Origin of the sequence: Kitasatospora sp. A2-31, from assembly GCF_022288725.1 — a bacterium.
Taxonomy (GTDB): Bacteria; Actinomycetota; Actinomycetes; order Streptomycetales; family Streptomycetaceae; genus Kitasatospora.
This window is the reverse complement of sequence record NZ_JAKNTA010000004.1, coordinates 367,987-386,945: the sequence shown is the minus strand read 5'-3', so window position 1 is coordinate 386,945 and position 18,959 is coordinate 367,987. Positions and strand designations below refer to the sequence as shown.

Genomic DNA, 18,959 nt, shown 5'->3' with positions numbered 1-18,959 from the left:
CTGGCGATGTGTCAGATTTGAGCTTTCCAGGACAACTCTTCACCCATGCTGACCTGGGCTTTCGTGTCCGCTCAGCGAACGATTTCCGGGACGTTGTTCCGATACTCGTAGGTAGAAGTTAGGTTGCACCGCATTGCGCGGGTCCGTCCCCCACCCTCGGGCGAACGAGCCGAGGGGCAGGCCGCGCCGGAAAGGCAACAGGACACCCTCCATGAGTGCGGAAACCACCACGTCGGCCGGCTCCTCGCCGGCCAACGCCGCCACCAGGCAGCAGCTCCAGCACGGCGCGCCCGGCCACGGCGGCGACGGCCACCTGAAGGCCGGGCTCAAGAACCGCCACCTGTCGATGATCGCGATCGGCGGCGTGATCGGCGCCGGCCTGTTCGTCGGCTCCGGTGCCGGCATCGCCTCCACGGGCCCCGGCATCCTGCTCTCCTACACGCTCGCCGGCGTGCTGGTCGTGCTGGTGATGCGGATGCTCGGCGAGATGGCGGCGGCCGACCCGCAGAGCGGCTCCTTCTCCGCGTACGCGGACCGGGCGCTCGGCCGCTGGGCCGGCTTCACCATCGGCTGGCTGTACTGGTTCTTCTGGGTCGTGGTGCTGGCCGTCGAGGCCACCGCCGGCGCGAAGATCCTCAACCACTGGGTGCCCGGCGTACCGCAGTGGGGCTGGGCACTGATCGTCATGGCGGTGCTCACCGCGACCAACCTGTTCTCGGTCGCCTCCTACGGCGAGTTCGAGTTCTGGTTCGCCGGGATCAAGGTGGTGGCGATCGCCGCCTTCCTGGTGATCGGCACCCTGGCCGCGTTCGGCCTGCTGCCCGACACCCAGGCGGTGGGCACCGAGAACCTGGTCGGCCACGGCGGCTTCCTCCCGCACGGCATGGGCGCGGTCTTCACCGGCATGCTCACGGTCGTCTTCGCCTTCATGGGCAGTGAGATCGTCACCCTGGCCGCCGGCGAGTCGGAGGACCCGGAGAAGGCGGTCAGCAAGGCGACCAACAGCGTGATCTGGCGCATCGGCGTCTTCTACCTGGGCTCCATCCTGCTCGTGGTCACCCTGCTGCCGTGGGACTCCGAGGCCGTCAAGGGCAGCCCGTACGTCGCCGTGCTGGAGCACATCGGCATCCCCGGCGCCGGCCAGGTGATGGACGTCATCGTCCTGACCGCCGTGCTCTCCTGCCTCAACTCCGGGATGTACACCGCCTCCCGGATGGCCTTCTCGCTCGGCCAGCGCGGCGACGCCCCCAAGGTTTTCGCCTCGGTGACCGACCGCGGCGTGCCGCGGGTCGCGATCCTGTGCTCGGTGGTGTTCGGCTTCATCGCCGTCTTCTTCAACTACACCTCCCCCGACACCGTCTTCTCCTTCCTGCTCAACTCCTCGGGCGCCGTCGCGCTCTTCGTCTGGCTGGTGATCTGCTTCTCCCAGCTGCGGATGCGCAAGATCATCGAGCGTGAGACGCCGGAGCGGCTGACCGTCCGGATGTGGCTGTACCCCTACCTCACCTGGACCGCGATCGGCATGATCGGCTTCGTGGTGGCCTACATGTTCACCGACGCCGACGGGCGCAAGCAGATGTACCTGTCGCTGGTCGCCGCAGCGATCGTGCTGGCGGCGTCGGCCGTGGTGGGCCGGCGGCGGCGGGCCGCGGCGGTGGAACCGGCTGCCTGATCCGGGGCACACCGGCCGCGAACGCCGGGCCCGGGAGCCGTTGCGGAGGCTCCCGGGCCCGGTGCGGCGTTTCCCGGCCCGGTGCGGCGTTTCGGCTCGGTACACGCGCTTGCGCGCGCTGCCGCGCGGCCGGTCACCGGACTGCGACGGCGCCGACATGACCTGCCGACGGCCAGCCCCTACCCTTCCCCCTATGCGAGATCTTGTGGCGGGGACGGGGTACCTGGTCAAGGGCCAGAAGTGGGTGGCGCGGCACGGCCGCTGGTGGGCCTTCGGGATGATCCCGGCGCTGATCACCCTGATCGGATACGCGGTGGCGCTGGCGTTCCTCGGCGGCTGGTCGGACGACCTCGCCGCCTGGGTCACCCCGTTCGCCGACGACTGGGGATCGCCCTGGCGGGGCATGCTGCGCACCGCGCTCGCCGCGATCGCCTTCGGCGGCGGCCTGCTGATCTCGCTGATCACCTTCACCGCGGTCACGCTGCTGGTCGGCCAGCCGTTCTACGAGTCGCTCTGCGAGAAGGTGGACGAGTCCGAGGGCGGCGCACCCAACCCGCCGGACGTCCCGCTCTGGCGGGAGCTGGTGGTCTCGGCCCGCGACAGCCTCTTCGTGCTGGTGCGCGTGGTCGGTTTCGGCATCCTGCTGTTCGCCTGCGGGTTCATCCCGGTGATCGGGCAGACCCTGGTGCCGGCGGCCGGGTTCGTGGTGTCCGGCTTCTTCCTCGCGGTCGAGCTGACGGCCGTCGCGCTGCAGCGGCGCGAGGTCCCGCAGCGCGAGCGGATCCGCCTGCTGCGCGCCCGGCTCGGCCTCACGCTCGGTTTCGGCGTGCCGCTGGTGCTCGCCTTCCTGATCCCCTTCGTGACCGTCCTGGCCATGCCCGGCGCGGTCGCCGGGGCGACCCTGCTGGCCCGCGACCTGGTCCCGGTCGAGGAGGAGCCGGCCGAGGAGGACGACGCTCCGGAGCCGGCGGACGCGGCCGCCGTCGCACCGGGTGCCCCCTCCCACCCTGCGCAGCCCGGGTACCCCTCACCCGGTCACCCCTCGTACGACGGCCCGAAGCCGGTGCCAGGCAACCCGTACGCGCAGAACCCCTACGCCACGGGCGGCCACGCCACCGAGGGCCGGCGGCCCGGGGGCCGCTTCGCCGAGGGGCCGTACGCGCCGGACCCGTACGCGGACAATCCCTACCGCACCTGAGCGGGGGCGGCGGGAGTAGCCGCCCGTTCACCCTGCGTCCACCGGCCGCCGGCCGGGGTGTGAAGCCGCCCACACGGGGTTTTCGTACTACTGCCGTCGATAGTGGCCAGTCCGCGGGCACCCTCGCGCGGAGGCCCGCGACGGGGGCCGCGCCCGCGGCGCGGCAGGCATCCGCGACCCCGGCGGCCCGGAAGAACGCAGGCCGTCGGCGGGTTGCGGCCGATCGTTCGTCGACGGAACGGCCGATCCGGCCGACGATTGGGCAAACGGAACAAAACGGACTTAAGCGCCCGGCTCCGGCCGGGCGCTTCGCCGTTTCCGCCCGCTGACCCACTACGCCGCGTAGTACCGGGCGGCTTTGCCGCCCGCGCCGCGCCCTGCCAAGAATGGCCCGTCGCCAGGCAGCGCTGCGGACCTGTCCCCCGCCGCGCATCCCGCCCGCCCCGTCGTCACCGCCGGGGTGCCATGGCCGTCCCGGACGGCATTGCGGGCCTGCTCACCCGAGCCCGCGTGCCGGATGCCCCGCGCTCCCGACACGGCCCCCGACGGAAAAGGATCGCCGCTCCATGCAGCTCAGCCATGCCCGCCGCAACTCCCTGATCACCGGCATCACCACCCTCGTGGTGGCGAGCGCGGCCACCGCCGCCCTCGCCATCCCGCAGGGCGGCGGCGTCGCCGAGGCCGCCGCCCCGGCGGCCGGCGTCACCGGCACCACCGGCGTCTCCGTGGACGGGCAGCCGGTCGCCGACCAGGCGGCCCAGGCCGACGCTGCCGCTGCCGCTGCCGCCGCCCAGGCGGAGGCCGCGGCGCAGGCCGCGCAGGCCCAGGCGCAGGCCGACGCGGAGGCCGCGGCGGCCGCCCAGGCGCAGGCCGCCCAGGCCCAGGCCGACGCCGCGGCGAAGGCCCAGGCCGAGGCCAAGGCGAAGGCCGACGCCCAGGCCGCCGCCTCCCGCTCCCAGCAGCGCTCCGCTCTCAACGCCAAGCCCGGCTACTCGGGCAGCCCGCGGGAGATCGCCGCCCAGATCGTCCCCGCCGGCCAGCTGCAGTGCTTCAGCAACATCGTCTCCCACGAGAGCAGCTGGAACCCGCGCGCCGTCAACGCCTCCTCCGGCGCCTACGGCCTCGTCCAGGCCCTCCCGGGCTCCAAGATGGCCTCGGCCGGCGCCGACTGGCGCACCAACCCGGCCACCCAGATCAAGTGGGGCCTCGACTACATGAACTCCCGCTACGGCAGCCCCTGCGCCGCCTGGTCCTTCTGGCAGTCGCACCACTGGTACTGAGCCGACCCAGCAGCTCCCGCCGAGCCTGCAGCTCCTCCGAGGCCACCCGCGAAACCGCGCGGGTGGCCTCCGGCCTTTCCCGGGCCGGGCGCGGCCGGCTACCTCCCCGGGCGGGGGGAGGCGGGGCGCGGGCGGAGGGCGAGGCGGAGGAGGGGGAGGTGGGTGCGCGCGATTTCATCAGGCGGCAGCGAGGCGAGCGGTTCGAGGCGCAGGACGTACCGGGCCATGATCAGGCCGGCCAGGTGGGCGGCGAGGTCGCAGGCGCGGCGCCGGGCGTCCGCACCGCCGATCCGGGCCGCGATGCGGTCGACCATCTCCCGCTGCAGGACCTCGCTCACCAGGGTGCCGACCGCCGGCTCCTGGGCGGCGCTGCCGAGCATGGCGCGCAGCGGGTCGGCGGCCACCGGGCTCCCCCAGACGTCGAGGACCTCGGTCAGGATGCGGTCCGGCAGGGTCTCGACGTCGCCTTCCAGGACGAGGGCGAGGCGTTCGGCGGGGTTGGTGGCCAGGGCGAGCGCGGCGCCGAAGAGGCCCTTCTTGGAGCCGAAGAAGTAGCTGATCAGGGCGAGGTCGACGCTGGCCTCCGCCGCGATCGAGCGCATCGTCACCGCCTGGTAGCCCTCGGCGAGGAACCGCCGGCGGGCGACGTCGAGGATCTGGGCGCGGGTGTCCGGGCTGCCGGCCCGCCGGCCCCGGCGCGGCGGCTTATTCATCATGGTTGAAATCCTAGGGGCGGCGCACCCAGTCTGGCGGCATCGAGCCACCCCCGACGGCCGGACCGGACCCGCGGGGGTGGAGGACGCGAGGGAGAGAAGGCCTGCCATGACCGCCGCCGAGCCCAGAGCCACCGGGCCGGGAGCCACCGCTCCGGGAGCCGCCGCCGGGCCCAGAGCCACCGCACCGACAGCCACCGCACCGGCAGCCACCGCACCGGGAGCCGCCGCCGCGTCCGCGGGCGCCGGCCGTCCCGCCGGATCCGCGATGCCGGGCGGGCCGGCCGTCCGCCACGGCCTGGTCCTCCTGGTGACCTGCCTCGCGCTGGCCACCGTGGTCGCCGCGATGGCCTCGCTGAACGTGGCCCTGCCGGAGATCGCCCGGGCGACCCACGGCAGCCAGACCGAGCTCTCCTGGATCATCGACGCCTACAGCCTGGTGTTCGCCGCCCTGCTGCTGCCCGCGGGGGCGCTCGGCGACCGGTTCGGCCGGCGCCGGGCCCTGCTCGTCGGTCTGGCCCTGTTCGGCGGCGGGTCGGGGCTGGCCGCGCTCACCACCGACGCCACGGCACTGATCGCGCTGCGGGGCGTGCTGGGCGTGGGGGCGGCGCTGGTCATGCCGGCCACCCTGTCGACGATCACCGGCACCTTCCCGCGGGAGCAGCGCACCAGGGCGGTCAGCGTCTGGGCGGCCGTGGCGGGGGCCAGTGCGGTGGTCGGGCTGCTGGCCTCGGGGACGCTGCTGGAGCTGTGGTCCTGGCGCTCGGTGTTCCTGCTGAACGTGCTGCTCGCGGTGGTCGCGCTGGTCGGGACCCTCCTCGTGGTGCCCGAGTCCGCCGATCCGGACGCGCCGCGGTTGGACCTCGGCGGGGCGGTGCTGGCCGCGACGGGCCTGGGCGTGCTGGTGTACGCGGTGATCGAGGCCCCGACCCGCGGATGGGGGCATCCGCTCACCCTCGGCGGGATCGCGGTCGGGCTCGCCGTGCTGGGCGGCTTCGTCGGCTGGGAGCTGCGGCGGCGTCACCCGCTGCTCGATCCGCGGCTGTTCCGCAACCGCCGGTTCGCCGCCGGCTCGCTCTCGATCACCTGCCAGTTCTTCGCCTTCTTCGGCTACATCTTCGTGATCATGCAGTACCTGCAGCTGGTCCGCGGGGACACCGCCCTGGTGGCGGCCGTGAGCGTGCTGCCGATGGCCCTGGCGATGGTGCCGATGTCCCGCCTCAGCCCCCGGCTGACCGACCGGTTCGGCGCCCGCGGCCCCTGGGTGACCGGCCTGGTGCTGATCGCCGCCGCGATGGCCGCGTTCGGCGGGCTCGACGAGGACAGCCCGTACGCGCTGTTCGCCGGCGGGCTGCTGCTGCTCGGCGCCGGGGCCGGGCTGGCGATGACGCCCGCGACCACCGCGATCACGGACGCGCTGCCGCAGTCCCTGCAGAACGTCGGCTCGGCGGTGAACGACCTCTCCCGCGAACTCGGCGGCGCCCTCGGCATCGCCGTCCTGGGCAGCGTCCTCGGCGCCGGCTACCGCGCCGGACTCGACGTCACCGGGCTGCCGCCGCAGGTGGCCGACGCGGCGCGCTCCTCGCTGGCCGCGGCCTCGCACTTCGGCGGGCCGGTGGCCGAGCACGCCCGCGCGGCGTTCGTGGCCGGCATGCACGTCACGCTGCTCGGCGGCGCGGGCGCCGCACTGCTGGCGGCCGTCGCCGTGGCGGCCCTGCTGCGGCGGCGGTCGGGAGGGCCGGCCGAGCCGGCGGCCGACCCGCGGGTGGTGGCCGGGCTGCCGCAGCCCTCGACCGGCGACCGCTGAGCCGGCCGCGCCGGGAGCGCCCCTCCTCGGACCTCCGCCGCCGTCGCCCGGCCACCGCGCCGGGCGACGGCGGCGGGGCGCCGTGGGGGCCGTGCGTACACCTGGGCTGACGTGGACGCGTCCGGAACGACGCGTGAAGATATGGCGCACGCCCGTACGATTTGACGGGTATTGCTCAGAATTACGGGCTGTCAGGGCTTTGCCACCTCGGGCGAGCGCTCCTACGCTCCGGCCTCATGCCCTCACCCCTGCTCAGCGTCCTGGTCCCCGCCTACGACCAGCAGAAACAGCTCTCGGAGTGCCTGGACTCGCTGCTCGCCCAGTCCTTCCGCGACTTCGAGGTGATCGTCGTCGCGGACCGCTCGGCCGACACCCCCGCCGGGATCGTGGATTCCTACGCGGCCCGGTACCCCCAGGTCTCGGCGCTCCACCTGGACGCGGCGGTCGGGGTCGGGGTCGCCCGCAACGCGGCCGCGGCCCGGGCGGCGGGCGAGTACCTGCTGTTCCTGGACGCCGACCACCTGCTCGCCCGGGACGCCCTGCAGACGCTCGCCGACCGGCTCGGACAGACCGGGCCGGTGGACGTGCTGCTGTTCGGGCACACCCGGCGGCACGGCGGGCGGGACTGGCCGGGCGGCGCCGAGGCGCTGCTCGCCGAGGCCGGGCCGGAGCCGTTCGGGCCGCTGGAGCGGCCGGAGGTGTTCGGCGCGCCCCCGCTGATCTGGGACCGGCTGGTGCGCCGCGAGCACTGGCACGCCCAGGGCCTGGCGTTCCCCGACGGCCGGTACGAGGAGGTCCCGGTGGTCCACGCGGCGATGCTGGCGGCCCGCCGGATCGCCGTGCTGCCGCGCGCCTGCGTCCAGCTGCGCCGCCGGGAGACCGTCCACCCCACCGGCTCGCCCGGCAGCGGCGTGTTCGACATCTTCGACCAGTACGAGCGGAGCTTCGCACTGCTGGAGGAGCTCCCCGACGCGGACGCCGTCCGGGACGCGCTGTTCACCCGGATGATCCGGCACTACCTCTTCGTCTTCGACCTCGCCGGGTGCGTGGCGCGGGCCGAGCGCCCGCAGTTCTTCCACCGCGCCGCCGAGCACCACCGCCGGTTCCTGCCGGCCGGGCACCGGCGGCCGGGGGGACGCGAGGGCGTGAAGTTCTCGCTGCTGGCCGGCGGCGCCTACCCGGCGTTCGAGGTGGCCAAGCTCTCCCACATCGCCAAGGGCACGCTCACCGGATCGGCCCGGCGCAAGGCCTCGGCCTGACGCGGGCGCACGGTCGTCGGGGTCGGTGCGTGCGAGCGGGGCGGGGTCTCCGGGCCCGGGCCGCCCCCCCGGCCCCCGGCCCCCGGCCCCCGGCCCGGGCCCCGGCCCGGGCCCCCGGGCCCTGGGTCCGTCCGCCGCTCAGACGTGGGCCGTGCCGCCGTCGGCGGCCATCGCGGCGGCGATCCGGCTCGCCGTCGCGGCCCACGCCTCGGCGGAGGGCTTCGGCAGGACGTCCATCCAGAGCGGCAGGGTGGAGCCGCGCAGCTGGGTCATGCCCTCGGGCCGGGCGATCAGCCACAGGTGCAGGTGGGCGGCGCCGTCGCCCCAGCGGTTCACGTGGACCCGGCCGATGCCGCCGAGCGCGAGCAGCGCCGCCTCCACCCTCTGCAGCATCGGGCCCAGCTCGGCGGAGCGCTCCGGCGGGAGGTCGAGCAGGTCGTGGTGGGCGCGCGGCTGGAGCAGCACGACGGCGGGCAGGCCGGCCGGCTCCTCCATGGTGCTCAGCCGCCAGTGCTCGTCCGTCCAGAGGAAGTCCGGGTCCGGGCGGGCGCACTGGGCGCAGCTCTCGGCTCCGTCCTCGCCCTCCCGCGGCGGCTCGGGCAGCTCGGGCGCCTGCAGCACCCGGACCTCCAGGTCCCCCTCGTAGGGGAAGATGTCCCAGGACGGCGCGCCGTCGACCGGGAACGGCGGACGCTCGCCGATCGGCAGACCGGCGACGTAGTCGGCTCCGGCGGAGCCGCCGGCCGAGTTCGTGATCGTCATGTCGGCCGAGCGTGCCATATGACGCCGCGTCGGATGCACACCGGGGTGCCGGTACCGCGCGGACCCGCCCGGCTGCGATGATCGCGGGGTGCACCGGCCGCGACTGCGGCGGTACGCGGGACCGCGCGGCCCCGCTCGCCCCCTCGCGGCTCGTTCCGCAACGCTCGCCCCGCCCCGCACCGGGAGGACCCACGTGAGCCGACCGTCCGCCACGCCCGGCGCCGACCTCGCCCGGGAGCTGGCCAGCACCCTGCGCGGCGACGTCCGCTTCGGCCCCGCCGAGCGCACCGTCTACAGCCACGACGCCTCCAACTACCGCCACCTGCCGCTCGGCGTGGTCAAACCCGCCGACCTCGACGACGTGCGCACCGCGCTCGCACTCTGCCGGCGGTACCGGGTGCCGGTGGTGCCGCGCGGGGCCGGCACCAGCATCGGCGGGCAGGCGGTCGGCCCGGGCGCCGTCGTCCTGGACTTCCGGCGCCACCTGGGCGCGGTGCTCGACATCGACCCGCAGCGCCGCACCGCCCGGGTCGAACCCGGCGCCGTGCTGGACGACCTGCAGCGGGCGGCCCGCCCGTACGGGCTGCGGTTCGGCCCGGACCCGTCCACCCACAGCCGGTGCACGCTCGGCGGCATGATCGGCAACGACGCCTGCGGCGCCCACTCGCTGGCCTGGGGGCGGACGGCCGACAACGTGGAGTCGCTCGACCTGCTGCTCGCCGACGGCACCGAACTGACCGTCGGCGGACCGCTCGGGCCGGCCGAGCGCGCCGCCCTGCGCGACCTCCCCGGGCGGCCGGGCGCACTCCACCGGGAGCTGCAGGACTTCACCGACCGCAACCTCGCCACCATCCGCCGTGGCATGCCGGACCTGCCCCGGCGCACCTCCGGGTACCCGCTGGACGCGCTGCTGCCCGAGCGCGGCCACCAGCTCGCCCGGGCGCTCACCGGCACCGAGGGCACCTGCGCGCTGCTGCTCGGCGCCACCGTCCGCCTGGTCCCGGAGCCCGCCGCCCGCGTCCTGGTGGTGGCCGGCTACCCCGACGAGACCGCCGCCGCCGACGCCGTCCCGGCCCTGCTTCCGCTGCGCCCGCTCACGGCGGAGGGGATGGCCGCCGACCTGATCGCCGCCCTGCTCGCCGCCGGGCCGCGCCCGCCCGCACTGGACCGGCTGCCCGAGGGCGCCTGCTGGCTCTTCCTGGAGGCCGGCGGCGACACGGCCGCCGAGGCCCTGGACGCCGCCCGCGGGCTGGCGGACGCCGTCCGGCGCGAGCGCTCCGCCACGGTCACCGTGGTCGCCGACCCCGGCGAGCAGCGGCAGCTCTGGGCGGTGCGCGAGGCGGGGGCGGGGATCGTCACCCGCCTGCCGGCCGGAGCGGGCGACCCCGGCACCGGGTCCGGCTCCGGACCGGCCGGCGCCGGGCCCGCAGCCGGGCCGGGCGGGCCGGGCGGGCCCGGCGGGCCCGGCGACGCGGGCGGGGCGGGCGGCGCCGAGGCGTGGCCCGGCTGGGAGGACTCGGCCGTCCCGCCCGAGCGGCTCGGCGACTACCTGCGCGACCTGCGGGCCCTGCTGCGCCGCCACGGCCTGCGCGGCGTCCCGTACGGGCACTTCGGCGAGGGCTGCGTCCACCTGCGGATCGACTTCCCCCTCGCCGATCCCCGAGGCGTCCCGGTGTTCCGGGAGTTCATGGAGCAGGCCGCCGATCTGGCGGTCTCGTACGGCGGTTCGCTCTCCGGCGAGCACGGTGACGGGCAGGCCCGCGCCGAGTTGCTGCCCCGGATGTACCCGCCCGACGTCATCGGCCTCTTCGCCGAGTTCAAGCGGATCTGGGACCCGGAGAACCTGCTCAACCCGGGCACCCTGGTCGACCCGCGCCCCCTCGACGCCGACCTCCGCCAGGCCGGCCCGGTGCGCCGGCTGCCCCTCGCCCTCCCCTACGAGCAGGACGGCGGCAGCCTGGCCAGGGCGGTGCGCCGCTGCGTCGGCGTGGCCGCCTGCGTCGACACCACCACCGGGGTGATGTGCCCCAGTTACATGGCCACCGGCGAGGAGCGGCACTCCACCCGCGGCCGGGCCCGGCTGCTCGCCGAGATGCTGCGCGGCGAGGCCGTCCCGGACGGCTGGCGCTCGCCCGAGGTGCGCGAGGCGCTGGACCTCTGCCTCGGCTGCAAGGGCTGCGCGAGCGACTGCCCGGTGCACGTCGACATGGCCACCTACAAGACCGAGTTCCTCTACCAGCACTACCGGCGCCGGCCACGGCCCGTCGCCCACTACTCGATGGGCTGGCTGCCGCTCTGGCTGCGGGCGGTGGCGCTCGCCCCGGCCGCGGCGAACCTGATCGCCCGCTCCCCGGCGGCCGGACCGCTGAAGCGGCTGGGCGGGATCGACCCGCGCCGGGTGGTGCCGGTCTTCCCACCGGAGACCTTCACCCGCTGGTTCCGCCGCCACCGCGCCGCCCGGCCCGCCCCGGCGGACGCCCGGCCGCTGCTGCTCTGGCCGGACACCTTCTCCGACCACCTCCAGCCCGGCGTGCTGCGCTCCGCCGTCGAGGTGCTGGAACACCTGGGCTTCGACGTCCGGCTGCCGTCCGGGCCCGTCTGCTGCGGACTGACCTGGTACTCCACCGGCCAACTCGGCACCGCCCGGCGGGTGGTGCGGCGCAGCCTGCGCGCGCTGGCCGGTGCCGGTCTGCCCGCCGACACGCCGGTGGTCGTCCTGGACCCGAGCTGCACCGCCACCCTGCGCGAGGACGTGCCGCGCCTGCTGGGCGCCGCCGGCCGCCCGCTCGCCGCACGGACCCGCACCTTCGCCGAGTTCCTCGACGAGTACGCACCCGGGGCCCCGCTCCCCCGGCTCCCGGCCGACGCGATCACCCAGACCCACTGCCACCAGCACGCCGTCCTGGGCACCGCCGCGGACCGGCGGGTGGAGGCCAGGATCGGGCTGCAGAACCGGGTGCTGGACTCCGGCTGCTGCGGGCTGGCCGGCAGCTTCGGCTTCGAGCAGGGCCACTTCGAGGTGTCGCAGGCGATCGCCGAGCGCGTCCTGCTCCCCGAGGTACGGGCCGCGGCGCCGGACACCCTGATCCTGGCGGACGGCTTCAGCTGCCGGACCCAGATCGCCCAACTCGCCGAGGGACGCCGCGCCCTGCACCTCGCCGAAGTGATCGCCCTTGCCCTGCGCGAGCAACGGACGTGAACGGAGCTCCCGAACGCGACGGGACAGCGGCCCTCCCGAGCCTCCCCGGCCTCCTCCACCCCTTCGGCCCCACCCGCCCCACTGCGTCGACGGATTGATCGCGCCGGGGCCTTCCCCGCCGGGTACCGGTGGAATTGAATGGGCGTCGGCGACTCCGGCGAGGTACGCCGAGCACGCAGGGACTCCGGGGGTGGGGGATGCTGGTGGAGGCGTTGACCGCACTGGCCGCGGCCGGCGGGGCGGGGATCGTCCAGGCCGCCGGGACGGACGTCTGGACGGAGGTCCGGGGGCGGGTCGCCCGTCTCCTGGGCCGGGGGCGGCCGGCCGCCGAACAGGCCGCGCTCGAACGCCTGGACCGGACCGGCGCAGCTCTGGCGGCCGCCGCTCCGGAGGAACGGGCCCAGGTCGCCGAGCGCCAGGAGGCCTCCTGGCAGACCAGGTTGGAGGACTTCCTGGAGGGGCTGGGTCCGGCCGAGCAGGCGGAGGCCGGTGCGCGGCTCCGGGAGCTGCTGGACCAGGTCGCCGCGGCCGCACCGGCGGCCGTCCGGATCGAGGCGTCCCACAGCGGCGTCACGGCCGGTGGGGACGTCGTCAACCACGGCGGCGCCGTCGGCCGCGACTTCGGCGGGCCGGTCACCATCGGCGGCGCACCGGACAGCCCGGGCGCCGCCGACCGCGCGCACACCCCGGACCGCGCCGGAGCCTCCGACCGCCCTACCTCGCCGGGGGCGGCCCCGCGCTGACCGCTCCCGGGGCAGTGCCCGGCGGCGACACCCCGCGCGACGGGGTGCGCAGCGCGCGCGACCTCCGCAACTCCGGCGGCGTGGTAGCAGGTTCCGTTCGCGACGTGTACGTCCACGGCGGGCGCGCCGGCGCGGCTCCCGCCGTGGACTGGCCGGTCCAGGTCGGCACCGTCCCGTTGCTGGCGGACTGCTTCCGGCACCGGGCCGCCGTCGAAGGCTCGTTCGCCGTGCCGGGCTCCGGCGCTGCCGACGGCACCCTCCCCGCCGACGGCCGGGCCTCGACCGGGGCCCGCCGCCCGGTCGACAGCCTCCGCTCGGTCGTGCTCAGCGGACCGGCCGGCGTCGGGAAGACCCAGGCGGCCGTCCACCACGTCCAACTGGCCCTGCGGACCGGGGCGGTGGACCTGGTGGTGTGGGCCGACGCGAGCAGCGCCGACGCGATCCGGCACGCCTACGGGCTGGCCGCCGACCGCCTCGGGCTCGGCGGCGTCGCCGATGTCGGCGCGAACGGCGGGATCGGCCGAGCGGAGGCCGACCGGCGCCTGATGACCTGGCTCAACACCACCGACCGCCGCTGGCTGATCGTGCTCGACGGGCTGGCCGACCCGGCCGACCTGGCCGGGCTCTGGCCCGCCCCGAGCGCGTCCGGACTGGTGCTGGTCACGACCCGCCGCGCGGACCGGGGCCTGCGGACCAGCAGGCGCCGGCTGGTCCCGGTCGGCGCCTTCACCGCGGCCGAGGCGGCCGACTACCTGGCGGACCGCCTGGCCGTGCACGATCTGTCGGCGCCCGGGGCCGAGCTGCGCGGGCTCGCGGCCCACCACGGGTGCCTGCCCGCCGGCCTCGCCGACGCCGCCGGACGGCTGGTCGCCGATCCCGGGGCCGTGCCCTGGCTCCGGCCGCTGCAGGCCGGCGCGCAGGCGCGTCGAAGCGCCGAGTGCGCGCTGTGTCGGCTCTCCACCGAGGGCACGACGGTCGCCGTGCGCCACGCACCCGAGGACGCCCTCTGGGCTCGCTGGACCGAGGCGGTGCTGCGCCGCGCCGGCCTGCGCGTCCTCCCGGACACGGCGGACCGGACCGTCGCCCTGCTGTCCCCCGCGTTCCTTCGGGCGAGCCGCGGTTCCGGCGGGACTTCCGCCGCCGACGGATCGGGCGCGCCCGCCCCGGGCCCGTCAACGGTGGGCCCCTCCGCCGGACCCGGCCCCGCATGGGACCTCGCCCCGGGGGCCGCGGTGGCCGTCCGGATCGAACCGACACCGGTCGAGGGGCCGGTGATCGACCTGGTCGGGCTCGGCCCCGAGCCGGCCGCCGCGGCCCTGCTCGCCGCGGTCGGCGGCGCACCCCGGGCGCCCGACCTGACCGGCCTGCGCCATCCCGGCTCCGTCCCCGCGCACTTCAAGGTGCCGCCGCGGCACCCGTCCTTCACCGGCCGCCGGACCGTGCTGGAGCACCTGCACCGCCAGCTCGGCGCCGGTGTGGCGGCCGTGCTGCCGACCTCGCAGACCCTCTACGGGCTCGGCGGCATCGGCAAGACCCAGCTGGCCCTGGAGTACGCCCACCGCTACCGGGCCGACTACGACCTGATCTGGTGGATCGACGCCGAGCAGACCGAGTCGGTGCTCCTCGCCCTGGCCGGGCTCGCGCGGCGGCTCGGGCTCCCGGTCGGCGACTCGGTGGCCGAGGCCGCCGAGGCGGCTCGCGAGGCGCTGGGCCGGGGCAACCCTTCGGACCGCTGGCTGCTGGTCTTCGACAACGCCGACGAGCCCGCCGAGATCCGCCGGTTCTTCCCCGACGGCCCCGGCCGGGTCCTGGTCACTTCGCGGAACCTCGGCTGGACCAGGGCCGCCAGCGCCCTGGAGGTCGACGTCTTCACCCGGGAGGAGAGCACCGACCACCTGCGCCGTCGCGTCCGCGGAATCGCCACCGCCGATGCCCACGCGGTGGCCGACGCACTCGGCGACCTGCCGCTCGCCGTGGAGGTGGCCGCCGCCTGGCTGGACGCCACCGCGATGCCGGTGGCCGCCTACCTGACCCGGCTGGAGCAGGCGCTCTCCACCGAGGGCGCCTTCGACTACCCGCGGTCGGTCGCCGCCGCCTGGGGCGTCTCGATCGAGCGGCTGCGGGACCGGTCCCCGGCCGCGGTCCGGCTGCTGCAGCTCTGCGCGTACTGCGCGCCGGAGCCGATCTCGGCCGGCCTGCTCTACGGCGAGGAGATGGTCGCCGCCCTGGCCGAGTTCGATCCGGCGGCGACCGACGCCTTCGCGGTGGCCGCCGCCGTCCGGGCGCTCGGCCGTTACTCGCTCGTCCGGGTCGACGCGGAGGCCGGCCGTCTCCAACTCCACCGGCTCGTCCAGGCGGTGGTCCGCAGCGAGGTCGAGGGCGACGGCGGGCAGCTCCGGGCCAAGCACACCGTCCACCGCATCCTCAGCCGGGCCCGCCCGGCCGTGGGTGACACCGACGATCCGGCCAACTGGCCTGCGTTCGAGGAGATCTGGCCGCACCTCTACCCCTCCGAGGCCCATCTCTGCGACGAGCCCGAGACCCGGACGCTGCTGATCGACCGCGTCCGCTACCTGTGGAAGCGCGGCGAGCTGTCGCAGGCACTCTCCCTCGGGCGGTCGCTGGACGAGGACTGGACCCGCAAGCTCGGCGGGGACGACCGGCAGACCCTGCTGCTCCGCTTCCAGCTCGCCAACGTGCTGCGCACCCAGGGCCGTTACGCCGAGGCGCTGTCCCTGGACGAAGCCACCCTGGAGCGCCAGCGGACATTGCTCGACGAGCGCCACCCCGACGCACTGCAGACCGCCGGCTCGCTGGGTGCCGACTTCCGCGCGCTCGGCCGGTTCGAGGCGGCACTCGAACTGGACCGCGCGACCTTACGGCACTCGGCCGACCTGTTCGGCGACGTCCACCCGCGCACCCTCGCCATGGCGAACAACCTGGCGATCGACCACCGCCTGGTCGGCGACAGCGAGGCCGCGCGCGTACTCGACCGGGAGAACCTGGCGCGCCGCACCGTCGTGCTCGGCCCGCGCCACCCGTACACCCTGTCCACCAAGACCTGCCTCGCCCGCGACCTCCACGAACTCGGCCACCACGAGCCAGCGATCGGGCTGCTGCGGGAGGCCATGGCCGACCTCGACGCCGTGCTGGAGCCGGACCTGCCGGAGCACCTGCGCAACACCACCCTGCTGGGCGCCGCGCTGCGGCGGTCCGGTCTGCCCGAGGAGGGCGGCCGACTGACCCGCGACGCCTACGAGCGGTACGTGCAGCGGTACGGCTTCGACACGCCCGACGGGTTGGTCTGCCTGCTCAGCCGGGCCGCCGACCTCAGCGTCGCCGGCGACCAGGAGGCCGCACGCGACCTGGCCGCACGCGTCCACACCGCCTACCGTCGCATGTTCGGCGACGAACACCCGTTCACCCTGGCCTGCGCCGACAACGTCGCCGTCTACCTGCGCCGGGCCGGCGACCCGCGGGCGGCCGTCCGGGAGGGCCGCGCCGTGCTGGAAGCCCTGACCGGAGCGGTCGGGGCGGCCCACCCGTTCACCCTGACCGCCGCCGCCAACCTCGCCAACGCCCTGGCCGACGAGGGATGTTGGGAGGAGGCAGAACAGCTTCACCGGACGGCGGTCGAGGGTCTGCGGGACCGCTACGGCCCCGACCACCACGACGTTCTCATCACCGCGGCGGACCGGGCTCTGACCGTCCTCCGGCGGGGAGCCGACCCGAACGGCGCCGAGGCCCATCGGCATGCCGTGGCCGCTCTGGCCCGACTCCTCGGCGAGGACCACCCGGAGACCCGGGCGGCCCGGGGACTGCGGCCGCTCGACCGCGAGTTGGAGACCCAGCCGATCTGAGTCCGCCCGCCGGCCGGACGGACCGGCGGGCGGCGCAGGCAGACGCGCCGGCAGACGCGGCGGACGGACGTGGCGGACGGACGTGGCGGACGGACGTGGCGGACGGGCGGGCGGACGTGGCGGCGCCGGGACTCGCCACGCGTACGGGGTGAAGCCGCTGACAGCGGGTCTTCACGGCCGCCACAATGGCGGGATGACCCTCACCACCGCCGAGGCGGACAAGATCCTCGCCGACAACTTCGCCCCCTGGGTGCAGGCCCTCGGCCTCTCGGTGGCCGAGACCGGCCCGCAGCACGCGGTACTCCGGCTGCCCTGGTCCGACCAGCTCGCCCGGGAGGGCGGCGGCCTGTCCGGTCAGGCCCTGATGGCCGCCGCCGACACCGCGAGCGTGATCGCGGTGTCGGCGGCGCGCGGCGGCTTCGGCCCGATGACCACCGTCCAGCAGTCCACCAGCTTCCAGCGGGCCGTCACCGGTCAGGACGTGCTGGTCCTCGCCCGGGTCACCAGGCTCGGCCGGCGGATCGCGTTCCTGGACATCGCCCTGACCGCCGAGGGACAGGACGAACCGGCCGCGCACGCCACCGCGGTGTACGCGCTGGCCTGAGCCGGGATTACGGTCCGCCGCGGCGGCCGCCGCGGCGGACCGGTGTCCGGTGGGCCGGTGCTACAGGGGCGTCGAGTACGGCTGCTCCATCTCCTTCGACTTCGGGTCGTCCTCCTCACAGACCGCCGTGACGAACTCGGCCAGCCGCGCCTGCGGCAGGCCGCGCGCGATGTCGGCCTCGCTGATCATCCCGACGAGCTCGTGCTCGGGGTGGTTGATCACCGGCAGCCGGCGCACCTTGTACTGCTCCATCACCCGCAGCACCTGCTCGGCGTCCTCGTCCGCCTCCACCGTCATCGGCCGTCCCTGGGCCAGTTCGCCCGCCGTCACATGTTCGGGGTCGCGGCCTTCGGCGACGCACTTCAGCACGATGTCGCGGTCGGTCACGATGCCCAGCAGCCGCTGCCGCTCACCGCAGATGGGCAGGGCACCGACGCCGCGGTCCCGCATGATCCGGGCTGCGGTGGCGAGGGTCTCGTGCTCGCGGATGCACTCCGCGCCCGGGTGCATGATGTCGCTGGCTCTGATCATGATCGGCCTCCTGACGTACCTGCCACTGGCGCTCACTCCATCCTGGTCCGGCCCCGCAGGCCTCGCCACCGGGCTCCGGGGCTCCGGCCGTCACGACTCCCCGGTGGGCCGCTCCTCCCGGTCCCGGTCACCCGGGGCCCGTTCGCCCGGCGCCCGTTCGCCCGAACGGTCCGGCACGCGGGCCACGCCCGTCGCCCCGTTCACCGACCCGCCCGCCGAGCGCCCGGGAGGCTGTTCCGACGGCTGCTCGGCCGGGGTCTCGGCCGCCCGATCGGGCGGCGGGTCCAGTGGCGAACGCTCCAACAGCTCTTCCAACGGGGGCAGTTCGAGCTGTTCCACGCTCGGCAGCCGCTGCTCCCCCGCCCCCGGCCCGACCGCCGCCGGCGCTTCGCCGTCCGCCGGCGCCGTCCGCCGTTGCTGTGCCTCGGCCGCACTGTCCAGGAACCGCAGCAGCTCGACCGGGAACGGCAGCACCAATGTCGAGTTCTTCTCCGCCGCCACCTCCACCACGGTCTGCAGCAGCCGCAGTTGAAGCGCCGCCGGGGTCTCGCTCATCACCGCCGCCGCCTCCGACAGCCGCGCGGACGCCTGGTACTCGCCGTCCGCCGTGATGATCCGCGCCCGGCGCTCCCGCTCGGCCTCCGCCTGCCGCGACATCGAGCGCTTCATCGACTCCGGGAGAGCGACGTCCTTGATCTCCACCCGGTCGATCTCGATGCCCCAGCCGAGCGCCGGGCTGTCGATCATCAGCTCCAGGCCCTGGTTGATCGGTTCGCGATTGGCCAGCAGGTCGTCCAGCTCGCTCTTGCCGATGATCGAGCGCAACGAGGTCTGCGCGACCTGGGAGATCGCGAACTTGTAGTCCTGCACGTTCACGGTGGCCTTCACCGGGTCCACCACCCGGAAGTAGACCACCGCGTCCACCCGCACGGTCACGTTGTCGCGGGTGATGCCCTCCTGGGCGGGGATCGGCAGCGTCACGATCTGCACGTTCACCTTGCGCAACCGGTCGGCCACCGGCATCAGCGCCACCAGCCCCGGCTGCCGGATCTCCTCCCGCACCCGGCCGAACCGGAACACCACGCCGCGCTGGAACTGCTGCACGACCCGGACGCTCAGACCGGCCACCACGGCACCGACCAGCAGCACTCCGACAATGACCCCCACCACGATATCGACGACCATCACGGCCTCCTCGCGGGCACCGGCGAGTCCCGGCCGTCGCCGTCCCGGCCCTGCCGGGGGCCGCCGGGGCAGCACCTTCCACGCTACGCCTGCGGGCCCGGCACCGGGGCGCGCGCCGAGGGCGGGCGCGGCGGAAGAGGCGCCGG

Annotated in this window: 13 protein-coding genes; 9 read left to right on the top strand and 4 right to left on the bottom strand. The window is 75.5% G+C overall.

Annotated elements, in window-relative coordinates:
* The first annotated feature begins 211 nt into the window (after positions 1 to 211).
* The 3 genes from MCM47_RS13910 (at position 212) to MCM47_RS13900 (ending at position 4,150) form a co-directional block, all read left to right on the top strand.
* A complete protein-coding gene (locus tag MCM47_RS13910) occupies positions 212 to 1,672 on the top strand; it encodes an amino acid permease (protein ID WP_238861876.1) in 1,461 nt (486 codons plus the stop codon).
* 193 nt (positions 1,673 to 1,865) lie between these two features.
* A complete protein-coding gene (locus MCM47_RS13905) occupies positions 1,866 to 2,870 on the top strand; it encodes an EI24 domain-containing protein (protein ID WP_238861875.1) in 1,005 nt (334 codons plus the stop codon).
* A gap of 566 nt (positions 2,871 to 3,436) precedes the next feature.
* Positions 3,437 to 4,150, top strand: a complete 714-nt coding sequence (locus MCM47_RS13900; protein ID WP_238861874.1) for a transglycosylase SLT domain-containing protein — start codon at positions 3,437 to 3,439, stop codon at positions 4,148 to 4,150.
* A 98-nt stretch (positions 4,151 to 4,248) separates the two neighbouring features.
* Here the strand turns inward: MCM47_RS13900 and MCM47_RS13895 are convergent, their stop codons facing one another.
* Positions 4,249 to 4,866, bottom strand: coding sequence for a TetR family transcriptional regulator (locus MCM47_RS13895; protein ID WP_238861873.1), 618 nt, complete (start codon positions 4,864 to 4,866; stop codon positions 4,249 to 4,251).
* 265 nt (positions 4,867 to 5,131) lie between these two features.
* On the opposite strand from MCM47_RS13895, the gene MCM47_RS13890 reads away from it, so the two are divergent.
* Complete coding sequence (locus tag MCM47_RS13890) at positions 5,132 to 6,670, top strand: MFS transporter (protein ID WP_238861872.1); 1,539 nt, start codon at positions 5,132 to 5,134, stop codon at positions 6,668 to 6,670.
* A gap of 236 nt (positions 6,671 to 6,906) precedes the next feature.
* Complete coding sequence (locus MCM47_RS13885) at positions 6,907 to 7,929, top strand: glycosyltransferase family A protein (RefSeq protein WP_238861871.1); 1,023 nt, start codon at positions 6,907 to 6,909, stop codon at positions 7,927 to 7,929.
* Between the two features lie 138 nt (positions 7,930 to 8,067).
* Here MCM47_RS13885 and MCM47_RS13880 read toward each other — a convergent pair whose 3' ends face one another.
* A complete protein-coding gene (locus MCM47_RS13880; protein WP_238861870.1) occupies positions 8,068 to 8,691 on the bottom strand; it encodes a hypothetical protein in 624 nt (207 codons plus the stop codon).
* A 193-nt stretch (positions 8,692 to 8,884) separates the two neighbouring features.
* On the opposite strand from MCM47_RS13880, the gene MCM47_RS13875 reads away from it, so the two are divergent.
* The 4 genes from MCM47_RS13875 (at position 8,885) to MCM47_RS13860 (ending at position 17,097) form a co-directional block, all read left to right on the top strand.
* Positions 8,885 to 11,890, top strand: coding sequence for an FAD-binding and (Fe-S)-binding domain-containing protein (locus tag MCM47_RS13875; protein WP_238861869.1), 3,006 nt, complete (start codon positions 8,885 to 8,887; stop codon positions 11,888 to 11,890).
* 197 nt (positions 11,891 to 12,087) lie between these two features.
* On the top strand, positions 12,088 to 12,633 hold the full coding sequence (locus MCM47_RS13870) for a hypothetical protein (RefSeq protein ID WP_374209124.1): 546 nt from the start codon (positions 12,088 to 12,090) through the stop codon (positions 12,631 to 12,633).
* 104 nt (positions 12,634 to 12,737) lie between these two features.
* Entirely contained in the window at positions 12,738 to 16,493 is a 3,756-nt protein-coding gene (fxsT, locus tag MCM47_RS13865) for an FxSxx-COOH system tetratricopeptide repeat protein (protein WP_238861867.1), read from the top strand.
* A gap of 193 nt (positions 16,494 to 16,686) precedes the next feature.
* Positions 16,687 to 17,097 (top strand): PaaI family thioesterase, encoded by a 411-nt coding sequence (locus MCM47_RS13860; RefSeq protein ID WP_238861866.1) that lies wholly within the window; start codon positions 16,687 to 16,689, stop codon positions 17,095 to 17,097.
* A 60-nt stretch (positions 17,098 to 17,157) separates the two neighbouring features.
* On the opposite strand, the gene MCM47_RS13855 is transcribed toward MCM47_RS13860, so the two are convergent.
* Together MCM47_RS13855 and MCM47_RS13850 are read right to left on the bottom strand one after the other, a co-directional pair.
* Positions 17,158 to 17,628, bottom strand: a complete 471-nt coding sequence (locus tag MCM47_RS13855; protein WP_238861865.1) for a CBS domain-containing protein — start codon at positions 17,626 to 17,628, stop codon at positions 17,158 to 17,160.
* Positions 17,629 to 17,718: 90 nt separating this feature from the next.
* Complete coding sequence (locus tag MCM47_RS13850) at positions 17,719 to 18,813, bottom strand: slipin family protein (protein WP_238861864.1); 1,095 nt, start codon at positions 18,811 to 18,813, stop codon at positions 17,719 to 17,721.
* Between the last annotated feature and the right edge of the window lie 146 nt (positions 18,814 to 18,959).

What these genes read in the sequence shown, in the direction of transcription:
- MCM47_RS13910 (WP_238861876.1), top strand. Translation starts at nt 212, where the DNA reads ATGAGTGCGGAAACCACCACGTCGGCCGGCTCCTCGCCGGCCAACGCC.
- MCM47_RS13905 (WP_238861875.1), top strand. Translation starts at nt 1,866, where the DNA reads ATGCGAGATCTTGTGGCGGGGACGGGGTACCTGGTCAAGGGCCAGAAG.
- MCM47_RS13900 (WP_238861874.1), top strand. Translation starts at nt 3,437, where the DNA reads ATGCAGCTCAGCCATGCCCGCCGCAACTCCCTGATCACCGGCATCACC.
- MCM47_RS13895 (WP_238861873.1), bottom strand. Translation starts at nt 4,866, where the DNA reads ATGATGAATAAGCCGCCGCGCCGGGGCCGGCGGGCCGGCAGCCCGGAC.
- MCM47_RS13890 (WP_238861872.1), top strand. Translation starts at nt 5,132, where the DNA reads ATGCCGGGCGGGCCGGCCGTCCGCCACGGCCTGGTCCTCCTGGTGACC.
- MCM47_RS13885 (WP_238861871.1), top strand. Translation starts at nt 6,907, where the DNA reads ATGCCCTCACCCCTGCTCAGCGTCCTGGTCCCCGCCTACGACCAGCAG.
- MCM47_RS13880 (WP_238861870.1), bottom strand. Translation starts at nt 8,691, where the DNA reads ATGACGATCACGAACTCGGCCGGCGGCTCCGCCGGAGCCGACTACGTC.
- MCM47_RS13870 (WP_374209124.1), top strand. Translation starts at nt 12,088, where the DNA reads ATGCTGGTGGAGGCGTTGACCGCACTGGCCGCGGCCGGCGGGGCGGGG.
- MCM47_RS13860 (WP_238861866.1), top strand. Translation starts at nt 16,687, where the DNA reads ATGACCCTCACCACCGCCGAGGCGGACAAGATCCTCGCCGACAACTTC.
- MCM47_RS13855 (WP_238861865.1), bottom strand. Translation starts at nt 17,628, where the DNA reads ATGATCAGAGCCAGCGACATCATGCACCCGGGCGCGGAGTGCATCCGC.
- MCM47_RS13850 (WP_238861864.1), bottom strand. Translation starts at nt 18,813, where the DNA reads ATGGTCGTCGATATCGTGGTGGGGGTCATTGTCGGAGTGCTGCTGGTC.